The sequence below is a fragment of the Pseudomonas sp. PA27(2017) genome, from assembly GCF_001945445.1.
Taxonomy (GTDB): Bacteria; Pseudomonadota; Gammaproteobacteria; order Pseudomonadales; family Pseudomonadaceae; genus Aquipseudomonas.
The window spans coordinates 637,677-652,118 of the sequence record NZ_MSXW01000061.1; the positions used below are offsets into that span (position 1 = coordinate 637,677).

Annotated in this window: 14 protein-coding genes; 8 read left to right on the forward strand and 6 right to left on the reverse strand. The window is 64.0% G+C overall.

The annotated features are described in order from the left end of the window. The first annotated feature begins 3 nt into the window (after window positions 1-3). From hisA to BVH06_RS24515, 4 genes are all read left to right on the forward strand, one after another. Window positions 4-741, forward strand: a complete 738-nt coding sequence (gene hisA / locus BVH06_RS24500; protein ID WP_075928774.1) for a 1-(5-phosphoribosyl)-5-[(5-phosphoribosylamino)methylideneamino]imidazole-4-carboxamide isomerase — start codon at window positions 4-6, stop codon at window positions 739-741. 89 nt (window positions 742-830) lie between these two features. After that, the gene (gene hisF, locus BVH06_RS24505; protein WP_013792997.1) at window positions 831-1,601 is read left to right on the forward strand and encodes an imidazole glycerol phosphate synthase subunit HisF; all 771 of its coding nucleotides are present in this window, start codon (window positions 831-833) and stop codon (window positions 1,599-1,601) included. Between the two features lie 203 nt (window positions 1,602-1,804). After that, entirely contained in the window at window positions 1,805-2,560 is a 756-nt protein-coding gene (locus BVH06_RS24510) for an ABC transporter substrate-binding protein (protein WP_075928776.1), read from the forward strand. 176 nt (window positions 2,561-2,736) lie between these two features. Then, complete coding sequence (locus BVH06_RS24515) at window positions 2,737-3,492, forward strand: ABC transporter substrate-binding protein (protein WP_075935770.1); 756 nt, start codon at window positions 2,737-2,739, stop codon at window positions 3,490-3,492. A gap of 505 nt (window positions 3,493-3,997) precedes the next feature. On the opposite strand, the gene BVH06_RS24520 is transcribed toward BVH06_RS24515, so the two are convergent. The 3 genes from BVH06_RS24520 to gpmI form a co-directional block, all read right to left on the reverse strand. After that, the gene (locus BVH06_RS24520) at window positions 3,998-5,311 is read right to left on the reverse strand and encodes a S41 family peptidase (protein WP_075928778.1); all 1,314 of its coding nucleotides are present in this window, start codon (window positions 5,309-5,311) and stop codon (window positions 3,998-4,000) included. A 32-nt stretch (window positions 5,312-5,343) separates the two neighbouring features. Continuing rightward, complete coding sequence (locus tag BVH06_RS24525) at window positions 5,344-6,594, reverse strand: murein hydrolase activator EnvC (RefSeq protein ID WP_075935771.1); 1,251 nt, start codon at window positions 6,592-6,594, stop codon at window positions 5,344-5,346. 150 nt (window positions 6,595-6,744) lie between these two features. Further along, on the reverse strand, window positions 6,745-8,280 hold the full coding sequence (gene gpmI, locus BVH06_RS24530; RefSeq protein ID WP_075935772.1) for a 2,3-bisphosphoglycerate-independent phosphoglycerate mutase: 1,536 nt from the start codon (window positions 8,278-8,280) through the stop codon (window positions 6,745-6,747). 214 nt (window positions 8,281-8,494) lie between these two features. Here gpmI and BVH06_RS24535 point away from each other — a divergent pair, with 214 nt between their 5' ends. Genes BVH06_RS24535 through secB form a run of 3 tightly spaced genes read left to right on the forward strand, consistent with a single transcriptional unit; the run spans window position 8,495 to window position 9,674 of the window. Next, the gene (locus BVH06_RS24535; RefSeq protein WP_075928781.1) at window positions 8,495-8,908 is read left to right on the forward strand and encodes a rhodanese-like domain-containing protein; all 414 of its coding nucleotides are present in this window, start codon (window positions 8,495-8,497) and stop codon (window positions 8,906-8,908) included. Window position 8,909: 1 nt separating this feature from the next. Beyond that, window positions 8,910-9,164 carry a glutaredoxin 3 gene (gene grxC / locus BVH06_RS24540; RefSeq protein WP_075935773.1) on the forward strand — a complete coding sequence of 85 codons (255 nt, stop codon included), beginning with the start codon at window positions 8,910-8,912 and terminating at the stop codon, window positions 9,162-9,164. 48 nt (window positions 9,165-9,212) lie between these two features. After that, window positions 9,213-9,674, forward strand: a complete 462-nt coding sequence (gene secB, locus BVH06_RS24545; RefSeq protein ID WP_075928783.1) for a protein-export chaperone SecB — start codon at window positions 9,213-9,215, stop codon at window positions 9,672-9,674. Between the two features lie 144 nt (window positions 9,675-9,818). On the opposite strand, the gene trmL is transcribed toward secB, so the two are convergent. After that, window positions 9,819-10,280: a tRNA (uridine(34)/cytosine(34)/5-carboxymethylaminomethyluridine(34)-2'-O)-methyltransferase TrmL gene (trmL, locus tag BVH06_RS24550; protein WP_075928784.1), complete on the reverse strand. Its 462-nt coding sequence runs from the start codon at window positions 10,278-10,280 to the stop codon at window positions 9,819-9,821. On the opposite strand from trmL, the gene BVH06_RS24555 reads away from it, so the two are divergent. Next, a complete protein-coding gene (locus BVH06_RS24555; protein WP_075935774.1) occupies window positions 10,279-10,719 on the forward strand; it encodes a hypothetical protein in 441 nt (146 codons plus the stop codon). The two genes, trmL and BVH06_RS24555, sit on opposite strands and share 2 nt — an antisense overlap. A 546-nt stretch (window positions 10,720-11,265) precedes the next feature. On the opposite strand, the gene ntrC is transcribed toward BVH06_RS24555, so the two are convergent. Beyond that, a complete protein-coding gene (ntrC, locus tag BVH06_RS24560; RefSeq protein ID WP_075928786.1) occupies window positions 11,266-12,702 on the reverse strand; it encodes a nitrogen regulation protein NR(I) in 1,437 nt (478 codons plus the stop codon). Continuing rightward, window positions 12,699-13,784, reverse strand: a complete 1,086-nt coding sequence (gene glnL, locus BVH06_RS24565; RefSeq protein WP_075935775.1) for a nitrogen regulation protein NR(II) — start codon at window positions 13,782-13,784, stop codon at window positions 12,699-12,701. Before glnL ends, ntrC begins: the two co-directional genes overlap by 4 nt. Between the last annotated feature and the right edge of the window lie 658 nt (window positions 13,785-14,442).

Here is a 14,442-nt window from a genome sequence, read left to right on the forward strand (position 1 = left end):
CAGATGCTGATTATTCCCGCTATCGACCTCAAGGACGGCGCCTGCGTACGCCTTCGCCAGGGCCGCATGGAAGATTCCACGGTGTTCTCCGATGACCCGGTGAGCATGGCCGCCAAGTGGGTCGAGGGCGGCTGCCGTCGTCTGCACCTGGTCGACCTCAACGGCGCCTTCGAGGGTCAGCCGGTCAATGGTGAAGTGGTTACCGCCATCGCCAAGCGCTACCCGAACCTGCCGATCCAGATCGGCGGCGGCATCCGGTCGCTGGAAACCATCGAGCACTACGTCAAGGCCGGCGTCAGCTACGTGATCATCGGCACCAAGGCCGTGAAAGATCCGCAGTTCGTCACCGACGCCTGCAAGGCCTTCCCGGGCAAGGTCATCGTCGGCCTGGACGCCAAGGATGGCTTCGTCGCCACCGACGGCTGGGCAGAAGTCAGCACCGTGCAGGCCACCGATCTGGCCAGGCGTTTCGAGGCCGATGGCGTCTCGGCGATCGTCTACACCGATATCGCCAAGGACGGCATGATGCAGGGCTGCAACGTCGAAGCCACCGCCGCCCTGGCTGCCGCCAGCCGCATCCCGGTGATCGCTTCCGGCGGCATCCACAACCTGGGTGATATCGAGAAGCTGCTGCTGGCCCGGTCGCCGGGCATCGTCGGTGCCATCACTGGCCGCGCGATCTACGAAGGCACCCTGGATGTGGCGCAAGCGCAGGCGTTCTGCGACAACTTCAAGAATTAAGCACGCTCTGAAGTCCTCGCCAAGCGAGCGAGCCGCTTCAGACGCAACGCCGCGGATGTGCGGCGCAGCCGGTTAGAGAGGGTTTCAGCATGGCATTGGCCAAACGCATCATTCCTTGCCTGGACGTGGACAACGGCCGCGTGGTCAAGGGCGTCAAGTTCGAGAACATCCGCGATGCCGGCGATCCGGTGGAAATCGCCCGTCGCTACGACGAGCAGGGCGCCGACGAGATCACCTTCCTGGACATCACCGCCAGCGTCGATGGCCGCGATACCACGCTGCACACCGTCGAGCGCATGGCCAGCCAGGTGTTCATCCCGCTGACCGTGGGCGGCGGCGTGCGCAGCGTGGCGGACATCCGCAACCTGCTCAACGCCGGTGCCGACAAAGTGTCGATCAACACCGCTGCGGTGTTCACCCCCGAATTCGTTGGCGAGGCGGCCTCGCGCTTCGGCTCGCAGTGCATCGTCGTCGCCATCGACGCCAAGAAGGTGTCCGGCCCGGGCGAAGCGCCGCGCTGGGAAATCTTCACCCACGGCGGCCGCAAGCCGACCGGCCTCGATGCCGTGCAGTGGGCGATGAAGATGGAAGGCCTGGGCGCCGGCGAGATCCTGCTCACCAGCATGGATCAGGACGGCGTGAAGAGCGGCTACGATCTGGGCGTGACCCGTGCCATCAGCGAAGCGGTGGGCATTCCGGTAATCGCCTCCGGCGGCGTCGGCAACCTGCAGCACCTGGCCGACGGCATCATCGAAGGCAAGGCTGCCGCGGTGCTGGCGGCGAGCATCTTCCACTTCGGTGAGTACACCGTGCCCGAAGCCAAGGCCTACATGGCCAGCCGCGGTATCGTTGTGCGCTGAGCCGCGCAGGCGCCAGTGGTGCGTCCAAACTGGTGCGATTGGCCTTTTGGATGCCCGCTAATGGCGCTAAGCTAGCACCCGTGTGACAAGGATCGGGTCAAGCCAGAGCGTCTAGCTCGCTACTTCTGCCCAGACGCCCGGTCACTCCGGGCGCTACCTTTCCGGCCGCCCGTCAACGCTTTGAATGACAGGTAGTCCAGTACATGTGCAAACGTCTGTGGTTGGCAGCGGCCAGTGCCCTGCTCTTGATGGCATCGGTGGCGCGCGCCGAAATCGACCCGAACTACAACGTGGTGTTGCTGACGGAAAACTTCCCGCCGTACAACATGGCGATCAACGGCAAGAACTTCGCCCAGGAAGACAATGTTGATGGAATCGCCGTCGACGTGGTGCGCGAAATGTTCAAGCGCGCCGGCATCAAGTACAGCCTCACCCTGCGCTTTCCCTGGGATCGTATCTACAAACTCGCCCTCGAGAAGCCCGGCTACGGCGTGTTCGTGACCGCTCGGCTGCCCGAGCGCGAAGCGCTGTTCAAGTGGGTCGGCCCCATCGGCCCGGACGACTGGGTGCTGCTGGCGCGCGGTGACAGCAAGCTGGTGGTCAACAACCTGCAGCAGGCCAAGCAGTACCGGATCGGCGCCTACAAGGGCGACGCCATCGCCGAGCACCTCGAAAAGGAAGGCCTGCAGCCCGTGACCTCGTTGCGCGACCAGGAAAATGCCAAGAAGCTGATGGCCGGGCAGATCGACCTGTGGGCCACTGGTGACCCGGCAGGGCGTTACCTGGCCCGCCAGGAAGGCGTCAGCGGCCTGAAGACCGTGCTGCGTTTCAACAGCGCGCAACTGTATCTTGCACTGAACAAGGACGTGCCGGACGAGGTGGTACAGAAGCTGCAGTCGGAACTGGACAAGATGCGCGCTGAGGGGATCGTCGACAGCATTCTCAACAGCTATCTTTAGCCCTGAAGGTCGTATGAAGGGCACGCCGAGGCGCTGAGGGGGCGCTGGCGTGGCGATGATTCGGCGTTCATGCTGCCGTGTGCCTTGTGCACGGCAGCCATTGCCAGGACGGTGGTGGTGCGAAGTTCGGCAGGAGGCCGCCAACCATAATCATAACCACGTGGCGGGGACGACAGATGTTGAGCAGTTTGAAGAGCATTGCACTACTTGGGCTTACCTTGATCGCCTGCACGGCCAGGGCCGAGCTGCCAGCCGACTACAAGATGGTATTGCTGACCGAGAACTTCCCGCCGTTCAATATGGCGGTGGACGACAAGAACTTCGCCCGTGACGACGGTATCGATGGCATCAATGCCGAAATCGTTCGCGAGATGTTCAAGCGGGCTGGCATCAAGTACAGCCTGACCCTGCGCTTCCCCTGGGATCGCCTCTACAAGCTGACCCTCGACAAGGCCAACTATGGCCTGTTCTCCACCACCTTCACCCCCGAGCGCCAGCCGCTGTTCAAGTGGGTCGGCCCGCTGGCCAAGACCGGCTGGGTGCTGCTCTCGGCGCCAGGCAACGAGGTCACCGTGAAGAGCCTCAAGGATGCCGGGCAATACACCATCGGCGCCTACAAGAACGATGCGGTGAGCCAGCACCTGGAAAGCCAGGGCCTGGCGCCGGTCAACGCGCTGCGTGACCAGGAGAACGTCAAGAAGCTCACCGGCGGCAAGATCGACCTGTGGGCCACCACCGACCCGGTCGGTCGCTACCTGGCCAAGCAGGAGGGCGTCACGGGGCTCCACACCGTGCTGCGTTTCAACGAGGCTGAGCTCTACCTGGCGCTCAACAAGGACACGCCGGACGAAGTGGTGCAGCGCCTGCAGAAGGCGCTCGACGAGATGCGTAATGACGGCTTCATCGACGAGATGACCAATAATTACTTGTGACGGGCGCCTATTCGCCGTGATCCCGCGCAGTTCACCGACCGTGTAGGAGCGCCGACCCCGGCGCGAACGATTGCGGTCTTAGCGCGCTATCGGCGTTGCAGCCACTATTCGCCGCGGGTCGCGGCTCCTACGTGATCCCGCGCAGTTCACCGACTGTGTAGGAGCGTCGACCCCGGCGCTAACAATTGTGGCCTTGGCGCGGTATCGGCGGCGTACCCACTGTTCGCCCCGAGGCGGGGCTCCCACTAGAACCCGAGTAGTTCACCGACCATGTAGGAGCGTCGACCTCGGCGCGAACGATTGTGGGCTTAGCGCGGTATCGGCGGCGTACCCACTGTTCGCCCCGAGGCGGGGCTCCTACAAGATTCTGTGCAGTTCACGACCGTGTAGGAGCGCCGACCTCGGCGCGAATGCGGCCGGCCTGTCGCGAGGGTGACAGCCATTCAGGCAATAAAAAGCCCCGGTGCAGTTGCCTGCGCCGGGGCTTTTCGGTGACGGCCGACGTTCAGTCGGCGCGCGTGACGTTCAGGCCCTTGAGCAGGTTCAGCGCCTGGCTCAGCTGGTAGTCGTCGTCCTGCGGGCGTGCCGGCTTGCCGGGCGCGCCCTGGCTCGGGCGATCAGCGCCGCCGTTGCCATTGCCCAGGTGGCCTTGCAGATCGGCTTCCTTGAGGGTCGGATCGTCGCTCTCGCGTGTCAGCTTGGCGCGTGCCACTTCCACGTCCGGGACGATGCCCTGGGCCTGGATGGAACGGCCGTTGGGCGTGAAGTACAGCGCCGTGGTGATCTTCAGGGCGCGGTCGTTGTTCAGCGGCAGCACGGTCTGCACCGAGCCCTTGCCGAAGCTGTCGGTGCCCATGACGATGCCGCGCTTGTGGTCCTGCAGGGCGCCGGCGACGATCTCCGAGGCCGAGGCGCTGCCGCCGTTGATCAGCACCACCAGCGGCACACCTTCGCTGGCGTCCAGCGGGTCGGCGGAGAAGCGCAGTTCCGAGTTTGGGATGCGCCCCTTGGTATAGACGATCAGGCCCTTCTTGAGGAAGTGGTCGGCCACTTCCACGGCCGATTGCAGCACGCCGCCGGGGTTGTTGCGCAGGTCGAGCACCAGGCCGCTGAGTTTCTTGCCGTTTTCCTTGCGCAGCTTGTTCAGGGCCTTGCCGACTTCCTCGCCGGTGTTGACCTGGAACTGGGTGACGCGAATGTAGCCGTAGCCCGGATCGATCATCTGGCTGCGTACGCTGGTGACCTTGATCACCGCACGGGTCAGCTCGACGTCGAACGGTTTGCCGCCTTCGCGCACCAGGGTCAGGACGATCTTGCTGCCGGCCTTGCCGCGCATTCTCTCCACGGCTTCCATCATCGACTGGCCCTTGGTGGGTTTGCCGTCGATCTTGACGATCAGGTCGCCGGGGTGGATGCCTGCCTTGGAGGCCGGGGTGTCGTCGATGGGCGAGACGACCTTGATGAAACCGTCCTCGGTGCCGACTTCGATGCCCAGGCCGCCGAACTCACCGCTGGTGCTTTCCTGCAGCTCGGCGAAGGCCTTCGGATCTAGGTAGGCCGAATGCGGGTCGAGGTTGCTGAGCATGCCCTTGATGGCGTTCTCCAGCAGTTCCTTGTCGGTGACCGGCTCGACGTAGGCGGCCTTGATGCGGTCCATCACCTCGGCGAAGGTGCGCAGCTCGTCCAGGGGCAGCGGCGCTGCATTCTGGTCGGCGGCCGGCGGCGGGGTGATCGGAGCCTGGTCGGCATGCAGCACAGGTGCGCCACCGAGCAGGGCAATCGCCAGGGCCAGGGAGGTGAGGCGGGACAGATGCGGCATTCGAACTAACTCCTACGACAATGAGATGGCGCTTATCCTTGCGCCCGACACCATTGGGCCGGATCGCTGGCGCGGCCCTGCTGGCGAATCGCGAAATACAGTGCTGGGGTGTCCTGGCCGCCGCTGGTACCGACGGTGGCGATGGGTTCCCCGGCTTTGACGATGTCTCCGGCGTCCTTGAGCAGGCTCTGGTTGTGCCCGTAAAGGGTCAGATAACCATTGCCATGGTCGAGAATGACCAGAAGCCCGGAACCGCGCAACCAGTCTGCGAAAACCACTCGACCGCCATGCACGGCGCGTACCTGACTGCCGGCGGTGGCGCCGATCAGCACGCCGTCCCACTTAGTCCGAGCGTCTTCGCCCCGTGGGGTTCCATATCTTGCAACAACGCGGCCATTGACTGGCCATGGCAGCTTGCCTTTGGCGTTGGCGAACGGCCCGCCATAGGTGGCGCCGGAGCTGACCAGCGGGCCACTTTCGGCACGCTTGCCGGTGGCTGCCGGTGCGCTGGGTTTCTCGCGCGCAGCGGCGAGCTCGCGCTGGCGCTGCGCCTCGGCTTCACGGGCCTGGCGGGCGAGGGTTTCCTCGATGGTCTTGAGCACGCGGCCGAGTTCGGCCTGCTCCTGCTCACGAGCCTTGAGGCGCTGGTCGCGGGCAGCGTAATCCTTGTTCAGCTTGGCCAGTGCCTGCTGACGCTCTTTGCGTACCTCGGCCAACTGGGCGCTGCGGCTGTCCAGCTCGCCTTTCTGCGCCTGCAGTTGCTGCTGGTGATGGCTGATGTCCTGCTCGACGTTGGCCAGTTGGCGAAGCGTCTCGTTGAAGGCCGTCAGCTGACCCATGCGCGCTTCGGCGAGGTAATCGTAGTAGGTCAGGGTGCGGGAGAATTTTTCCGGGTTCTGCTGATTGAGCAGCAGCTTGATGTACTCCTGGCGCCCGCCCTGATAGGCCGCGCGGGCCTGGATGCCGATCAGCCGTTGCTGTTCAAGGCGCGCGCCCTGGAGTTTTTTTTTCTCCTGATCGAGGCGTTTGAGCTCTTCCTCGCTCTCCTGCAGCTCTTCGCGCAGGCCCTTGACCTGATTCTCCAGCTCGCCCATTTCGGTTTCGGTGGTCTTGAGCTGCTTCTGCACGCCGGATTTTTCCTGCTGCAGTTGCTCCAGCAGTTTCTTCAATTCGCTGACGTCGGCACGTGCCGCATCCAGCTGCTTTTGCGTATCGGCTTTCTGATCGGCGAAAGCTGGTGCCAGCAGGCTGGTCATGAGGATAAAGGTGAGGACACGGAGCATGGTGCAGGCGATACCTGGCGGGGAACCGGCTTAGTATGCCCTTGGTTCCGGGTAAAAAAAACGTCCCTGGTGCAGATGCCGACCCAAGGTGGCAGGCGGTCGACCGGTGGGGCAGCGCTGCTGCGCCGCCCCGAGCCTTCGCCTGTGGGGTCAGCCGAGGGTGACGATGCTGGTGCCGGTCATTTCCTTGGGAATCGGCAGGCCCATCAGGGTCAACAGGGTGGGTGCCACATCCGCCAGCACGCCGCCTTCGCGGATGCTCACCTGGCGCTTGCCGACATAGATGAACGGTACCGGCTCGCAGGTGTGTGCGGTGTGCGCCTGGCCGGTGCATTCGTCCTGCATCTGCTCGACGTTGCCATGGTCGGCGGTAATCAGTGCTTCGCCACCGACCTTGTCGAGGGCGTCGACGATGCGGCCCATGCAGGTATCCAGGCATTCCACCGCGGCGACCGCTGCCTCGAACACGCCGGTATGGCCGACCATGTCGCCGTTGGCGTAGTTGACCACGATCACATCGAAGCGCTGGTTCTCGATGGCGTCGACGATCTTGTCGGTCACTTCGGGGGCGTTCATCTGCGGCTGCAGGTCGTAGGTGGCGACGTTCGGCGACGGGATCAGGATGCGCTCTTCGCCCGGGAACGGCTCTTCACGGCCGCCAGAGAAGAAGAAGGTGACGTGGGCGTACTTCTCGGTCTCGGCGATGCGCAGTTGGGTCTTGCCGTTGTTGGCCAGGTATTCGCCGAACACGTTGACCAGCGGCTCGGGCTTGAAGGCGCTGGGCGTGTCGATGCTCGCCGCGTACTGGGTGAGCATGATGAAGCCGGCGGTCTGCGGCACACGGGCGCGTTCGAAGGCGTCGAAGCCCGGCTCGACGAAGGCGCGGGTAAGCTCGCGGGCGCGGTCGGCACGGAAGTTCATGAACACCACGGCGTCGCCATCCTCGACCCGGACCGGCTCGCCGATGCTGGTGGCTTTGACGAACTCGTCGCTTTCCTCGCGGGCATAGGCGGCTTGCAGGCCAGCCACGGCGGTGTCCGCCTGGAACTGGCTGTTGCCATCGGCGATCAGGTTGTAGGCCTGGGCGACGCGATCCCAGCGGTTGTCACGGTCCATGGCGAAGTAGCGGCCGATCAGCGAGGCGATGCGGCCCTTCCCGAGTTTGGCGAAGGTGGCGTCGAGCAGCTCGATGGAGCTCTGGGCGCTTTTCGGCGCGGTATCGCGACCGTCGAGAAACGCGTGCAGGTAGATCTTTTCGGCGCCGCGGCGCGCGGCCAGCTCGGCCATCGCTACCAGGTGATCCTGATGGCTGTGTACGCCGCCGTCGGACAGCAGGCCAAGGATGTGCACAGCCTTGCCGGCACCCACGGCCTTGTCCACGGCGCCGGTGATGGCCGGGTTCTCGAAGAACTCGCCGTCACGGATCGCCTTGGTCACCCGGGTGAAGTCCTGATACACCACGCGGCCGGCGCCGAGGTTCATGTGGCCGACCTCGGAGTTGCCCATCTGGCCATCCGGTAGGCCGACGTCCATGCCGCTGCCGGAAATCAGCCCGTGGGGCTGGGTGGCACGCAGGCGGTCGTAGACCGGCGTGTTGGCGGCGAAAATGGCGTTGTGCTCGGGGGTTTCGCTGTGGCCGAAGCCGTCGAGAATGACCAGGACCAGGGGTTTGGGCGCTGCGCTCATACGGGGCTCGCTCTGCTTAGGGGACGCAATGAAGGCCGGCGGCGAGCGCGTACTCGCCCGCGGCGATCCGGAGGCGGTCGCCTGGCAAGGCGACCCACTGAAATCGGTCTGACATTCTACGGCCCCGGAAAGATCCCGTCACCGCCGTGCGGCCTTTGGTGGACTCACCGGGCTGTGTATACTGGCCGGCATTTTACCGTCCCGGAACCGCGTGATGCTTGCCAACCTCATTGAATTCGCCACCAACCACTTCATCCTCAGCGGCCTGTTCGTCATCATCCTTTCGCTGCTGATCTTCACCGAACTGAGCAAGGGCGGAAAAAGCCTGAGCAGCCGTGAAGTGACGGCGCTGATCAACCGTGACGAAGGCGTGGTGGTCGACATTCGCAGCAAGAAGGATTTCGACACCGGCCATATCGTCGGCGCCCTGAACATCCCCAACGACAAGCTGGCCTCGCGCCTGGCCGAGCTGGAAAAGCACAAGGCCAAGACCATCATCGTCGTCGATGCCCTGGGCCAGCAGGCCGGCACCGCCGCCCGTGAATTGCAGAAGGCCGGCTTCACCGCCGCGCGCCTGGGCGGCGGCATCGCCACCTGGCGTGGCGACAGCCTGCCCGTGGTGAAGTGACATGGCCAAGGTCGTCATCTACTCCAGCGACTGGTGCCCCTACTGCATCCGCGCCAAGCAGCTGTTGACCAGCAAAAGGGTGTCGTTCGACGAGATCCGTGTCGACGGCAAGCCAGACGTGCGCGCCGAGATGACGCGCAAGGCTGGCCGCACCTCGGTGCCGCAGATATGGATCGGTGAAACCCATGTGGGTGGTTGCGACGACCTGTTTGCCCTGGAACGGGCCGGCAAGCTCGATGCGCTGCTCGATGCCTGATCGATTTAGAACCTTCCTTTACGTCCATACAGCAGAAGGCTTTGCCCCATGACCGAACAAGCTACCGGTGCCGTCCAAGACGAGCAGACTCCTCAGTTCTCTCTGCAGCGCATCTACGTGCGTGACTTGTCCTTCGAAGCGCCGAAGAGCCCCGAGATCTTCCGCCAGGAGTGGACGCCGAGCGTCTCGATGGACCTCAACACCCGTCAGAAAGCCCTGGAAGGCGACTTCCACGAAGTGGTACTGACCCTGTCGGTGACCGTGAAGAACGGCGAAGAAACCGCCTTCATCGCCGAAGTACAGCAGGCCGGCATCTTCCTGATCAAAGGTCTGGACGCCGCTTCCATGAGCCACACCCTGGGTGCGTTCTGCCCGAACATCCTGTTCCCGTATGCTCGCGAAACCCTGGACAGCCTGGTGGTACGCGGCTCGTTCCCGGCGCTGATGCTGGCCCCGGTGAACTTCGACGCTCTGTACGCCCAGGAGCTGCAGCGTCAGCAGGCTAACTGAGCCCGCGGTCGCTGCACGAAAAACGCCCTTCGGGGCGTTTTTTTGTGGGCCTGTCCTGACCTCGTAGCCTGCGGTTGAGCGAAGCGATACCCAGGGATGGCCTGCCCCGGGTATCGCTGCGCTACAAAGTCGCAATACCGCCGTTCAACTAGCGGCGAAGCCGTTCTGGCGCCAGGCTTCATACACCGCGACGGCCACGGTGTTGGACAGGTTCAGGCTGCGGCAGCCTTCGCGCATCGGCAGGCGCACGCGCTGCGATTCGGGCAGGGCATCACGAATCTCGGCCGGCAGGCCGCGGCTCTCCGGGCCGAACAGGAAGGCATCGCCCGGCTGGTAGGCCACTTCATGGAAAGGCTGCGAGCCCTTGGTGGTGAAGGCGAACACCCGCGGCTGGCCGAGGCTTTCCAGGCAGGCCTCCAGGCTGGCGTGGCGCTTGAGCGGCGCGTATTCGTGATAATCGAGCCCGGCGCGGCGCAGGCGCTTGTCGTCCAGTTCGAAACCCAGCGGCTCGACCAGGTGCAGGTGGCAGCCGCTGTTGGCGCAAAGCCTGATAACGTTGCCGGTATTGGGCGGAATTTCCGGTTGAAAAAGGATTACATGAAACATGCACGGCTCCAGGCCAGAAGACGGGCGCCATTCTACGCCGGATAAGCCGCCAAGGCCGCGTCCTTGGATGCGCGTGATCGGCTCGCTGGCGATCTTCGGTTTCCTGGTCGGCCTGATGATCGGCCGGCTGTTCCACCCGGACGCCATGCACCTCAAAGACGTGGAAGTTCAGGACGACCGCTTGCTGCTGTGGTTCAACGTCGAGCCGCACGTGCAGGTCAGCGACGCTCATGGCACCTTCGCGCTGCGCTTCGAGGGGCTGGGTCGGGAGCGCCAGGGCCAGTTGCAGATTGCCGGGCGCGCCGCCAACTGGCGCGTGGTGCGTGATGAGCGTGAGCTGGAGGTGCGCGTGGTGGCAGCTCGCCCGCTGCGCGCTGAAATGGATGCCGAAGAGGTGGAGGGCCGCTGGCGCCTGACGGTTCGTCTGGCGCCGCGCTAGGAAGAAAAGAGGGAGTTCCCGGCCTGCCTGTACCAGGGCTCCCGAAGAAAAGGGGGATTATCTGATCTGCCTGTATCAGAGTCCCCGAAGAAAGAAGGGAGGTCCCGGCCTGCCTGTACCGAGGCTCCCAAAGAAAGAGGGGAATCCCCGGCCTGCCTGTACCAAGGTCCCCGAAACTGGGTTGTCAGTACCATTGCAGTTGGCGTGCCAGTTTTCATGAATTCGTTGCAGGGCCCATGGATACTGGGCTCTGGCGGTTATTGCCACGTTGTCATCCACCAGGTGTCGCTTCGCGAATGTTCCGCTCGGGTGCATGAATGCACCTGTCGTGCGCTGATGGCGTGCATTTGTAATGACCTTGAGGCAGGTCAGGCGCAGTAGCCCGGGTCGAGCGTAGCGACACCCGGGGGCATTTCCTGGGTTTCGCATTGCTCAACCGCAGGCTACGTTCACAGCGGCGGTGGTGCAGTGGAAGACGCGCGTTATCACCCACAAAAAACGCCGCGCCCTGGTAGGGACGCGGCGTCTGGGTGTCGCAGTGACGGCTTAGTTGTCGTCGCTGTCGTCGTCTTCGGAGCCGTCGACGTTCATGCCCAGCTCCTTGATCTTGCGGGTCAGGGTATTGCGCCCCCAGCCTAGCAGCAGGGCGGCATCGCGGCGTCGGCCGGCGGTGTGCTTGAGGGCGGTCTCGATCATGATCCGCTCGAAGGCCGGCACCGCGCTGTCGAGCAGGTTCGACTGGCCGCGGCCCAGCGCCTGGTCGGCCCACTGACGCAGCGCCTGCTCCCAGTTGCTGACCGGCGCATTGTCCTGGGGCTGCACAAGCAGTTCCGGCGGCAGGTCATCGACATGCACTTCGCGCCCCGAGGCCATCACGGTGATCCACCGGCAGGTGTTCTCCAGCTGGCGCACGTTGCCGGGCCACTGCAGCTGCTGCAGGTAATCCTCGGTTTCGCTTTTCAGCAGCTTGGGCTCGACCGCCAGCTCGGTTGCCGCACGGCTGAGGAAGTGGCGGGCCAGCGTCGGGATGTCTTCGCGACGATCCGACAGGCGCGGAATATGGATGCGAATCACGTTGAGGCGGTGGAACAGGTCTTCGCGGAATTTGCCGGCGGTCACCAGGCTTTCCAGATTCTGGTGCGTGGCGGCGATGATGCGCACGTCGACCTTGACCGGCGTATGGCCGCCCACCCGGTAGAACTCGCCGTCGGCTAGCACGCGCAGCAGGCGGGTCTGGGTGTCGGCCGGCATGTCGCCGATCTCGTCGAGGAACAGGGTGCCGCCATCTGCCTGCTCGAAGCGTCCGCGACGCTGGTTGGCCGCGCCTGTAAAGGCGCCTTTCTCGTGGCCGAACAGCTCGGATTCCATCAGGTCCTTGGGGATCGCCGCCATGTTCAGCGCGATGAACGGCGAAGCGGCGCGGGGGCTGTGGCGGTGCAGGGCGTGGGCGACCAGCTCCTTGCCCGTGCCCGACTCACCATTGATCAGCACGGTGATGTTGGAGTGGCTCAGGCGGCCGATGGCGCGGAACACCTCCTGCATCGCCGGTGCTTCACCGATGATTTCCGGGGTGCGCGCCTGGGCGGCTGGCACGTGCAGGCCCTGCTGCTCCTTGGCGTGCTGGTTGGCACGCTTGACCAGCGATACCGCTTCGTCGACGTCGAAGGGTTTGGGCAGGTATTCGAACGCACCGCCCTGGTAGGACGCCACGGCGCTGTCCAGGTCGGAATGGGCGGTCATGATGATCACCGGCAGGCGCGGGTGCATTTCGCGGATGCTCGACAGCAGCTCCAGGCCGCTGGAGCCGGGCATGCGAATGTCGGAGATGATCACGTCTGGCTGCTGACGCGAGAGGCGGCCCAGCACGCCATCGGCGCTGTCGAAACTCTGGGTGCTCATGCCTTCCTGTTGCAGGGCCTTTTCCAGGACCCAACGGATGGAGCGGTCGTCGTCAACGATCCATACGGTTTCACTGCGGCTCATGTCGGAGTTGCTCCTTGTTCCAGCGGCAGAAAGATCGAGAACACGGTTTGCCCGGGATGGCTCTCGCACTCGATCAGGCCTTGATGCTGACTAATGATGTTCTGGGTAATCGCCAGGCCGAGGCCGGTGCCGTCGGCACGCCCGCTGACCATGGGATAGAAGATGGTTTCCTGCAGTTCCGGCGGGATGCCCGGGCCGTTGTCGATGATCTCGATCTTGGTCACCAGACGATGGCGGATGTAGCCGATGGTGAACTGACGCAGCGTGCGCGTGCGCAGGGTGATGCGCCCTGGGCGCAACTCGGGTTTGGAGGCCAGCGCCTGCATGGCGTTGCGCACGATGTTGAGTACCGCCTGGATCATCTGTTCGCGGTCGACGATCAGGTCGGGAATGCTCGGGTCGTAGTCGCGCACCAGTACCACGCTGCCCTGGCTTTCCGCTTCCACCAGGCTGGCGACGCGCTCGAGCACTTCGTGCACGTTGGTGATCGCCAGGGACGGCAGTTTGTTGGAGCCGAGCATGCGGTCGACCAGATTTCGCAGACGGTCGGACTCCTCGATGATCACGTTGGTGTAATCCTTCAGGCTCTCTTCCGGCAGTTCGCGGGCCAGCAGCTGGGCCGCGCCACGAATGCCGCCCAGTGGATTCTTGATCTCGTGGGCCAGGCCGCGTACCAGCAGTTTGGTGGTTTCCTGCTTGGACAGCTGGGCCTCTTCCTTGGTGATGCGTAGCAGCCGGTCACGCGGGTGCACCTCGAGCAGCAGCATGGTTTCGCCGCGGCTGAGTATCGGCGTCACCGCGTAGTCGACGGTCAGGCTCTGGCCGGTCTGCGTGGTCAGCACCGCTTCGCGCTTGTTGAACGGATGGGCCTCGGCCACCGCCTGGCGCAGGGCGCCGAGGGCCTCGCGGGTTTCGGTGAACAGTTCGCTGATGAACTGGCCATGACTACGTTGGCCGCTCACGGCCAGAAGCATTTCCGCGGCAGGGTTCATGTAGTCCAGGCGCAGATCGGCGTTGAGCAGCAGGGTCGCCGTGGTCAGGTTGTCGAGCAGCAGGCGGTGCAGGGCGTCGTTGATGATCATCGCTCTGCGCCCGCCAGCATGCAGCTTGCCTGGAGCGCGGCAGGGCCGTTGTCTGGCAACGTGGCGCAGCATGGCAAGTCTCGTTGCGGGTGTGGGCCAGCCAAAATTCGTTCCTCGTGCGGTATGGGCAGAAGGGCCGGCGAGGGAGCAGATGTTCCGGATCGCGGCGATGCTGGAGAAAATGCAAGAAGCAAACCAAAGCCCTGCAAAGAAGCGCATGCGGCGATAAAACCGCGCAATTGGCTTCTTTTCGGCGCAGTGGCGCTGATGCGCGTGTGCCAATTTGGGACGAGTATAGAAATCGGTGCGCCAGCGCGCACCTTAATGGTGCGAATGAGTGAGCTGGGTTAGCCCAGGACGGGCCGTCTGGGCGTTGCTTGCATCTTTCAGGCGCCATCAAAGAGGCGGCTACAAGGCAGGAGCGGTCACTCAAACCAACCTGTGGGAGCCCCGACCTCGGGGCGAAACGATTGCAGCCTGACAGCCTATCGGCGGTGCCTGACTAATTCACCGCGAGGTCGCGGCTTGTATGTTCTAGGCTAGGAACCTGTCGGGGGTGGAGGGACATGCGCGGCTTCTGCAAGCGACAAGCCAGACAGTGGGAGAATTCCCCCACCCCATACTCACCGCAAACGCCGATAAGGAATCCTTCGGTCGG

What these genes read in the sequence shown, in the direction of transcription:
- hisA (WP_075928774.1), top strand. Translation starts at nt 4, where the DNA reads ATGCTGATTATTCCCGCTATCGACCTCAAGGACGGCGCCTGCGTACGC.
- hisF (WP_013792997.1), top strand. Translation starts at nt 831, where the DNA reads ATGGCATTGGCCAAACGCATCATTCCTTGCCTGGACGTGGACAACGGC.
- BVH06_RS24510 (WP_075928776.1), top strand. Translation starts at nt 1,805, where the DNA reads ATGTGCAAACGTCTGTGGTTGGCAGCGGCCAGTGCCCTGCTCTTGATG.
- BVH06_RS24515 (WP_075935770.1), top strand. Translation starts at nt 2,737, where the DNA reads ATGTTGAGCAGTTTGAAGAGCATTGCACTACTTGGGCTTACCTTGATC.
- BVH06_RS24520 (WP_075928778.1), bottom strand. Translation starts at nt 5,311, where the DNA reads ATGCCGCATCTGTCCCGCCTCACCTCCCTGGCCCTGGCGATTGCCCTG.
- BVH06_RS24525 (WP_075935771.1), bottom strand. Translation starts at nt 6,594, where the DNA reads ATGCTCCGTGTCCTCACCTTTATCCTCATGACCAGCCTGCTGGCACCA.
- gpmI (WP_075935772.1), bottom strand. Translation starts at nt 8,280, where the DNA reads ATGAGCGCAGCGCCCAAACCCCTGGTCCTGGTCATTCTCGACGGCTTC.
- BVH06_RS24535 (WP_075928781.1), top strand. Translation starts at nt 8,495, where the DNA reads ATGCTTGCCAACCTCATTGAATTCGCCACCAACCACTTCATCCTCAGC.
- grxC (WP_075935773.1), top strand. Translation starts at nt 8,910, where the DNA reads ATGGCCAAGGTCGTCATCTACTCCAGCGACTGGTGCCCCTACTGCATC.
- secB (WP_075928783.1), top strand. Translation starts at nt 9,213, where the DNA reads ATGACCGAACAAGCTACCGGTGCCGTCCAAGACGAGCAGACTCCTCAG.
- BVH06_RS24555 (WP_075935774.1), top strand. Translation starts at nt 10,279, where the DNA reads ATGCACGGCTCCAGGCCAGAAGACGGGCGCCATTCTACGCCGGATAAG.
- trmL (WP_075928784.1), bottom strand. Translation starts at nt 10,280, where the DNA reads ATGTTTCATGTAATCCTTTTTCAACCGGAAATTCCGCCCAATACCGGC.
- ntrC (WP_075928786.1), bottom strand. Translation starts at nt 12,702, where the DNA reads ATGAGCCGCAGTGAAACCGTATGGATCGTTGACGACGACCGCTCCATC.
- glnL (WP_075935775.1), bottom strand. Translation starts at nt 13,784, where the DNA reads ATGATCATCAACGACGCCCTGCACCGCCTGCTGCTCGACAACCTGACC.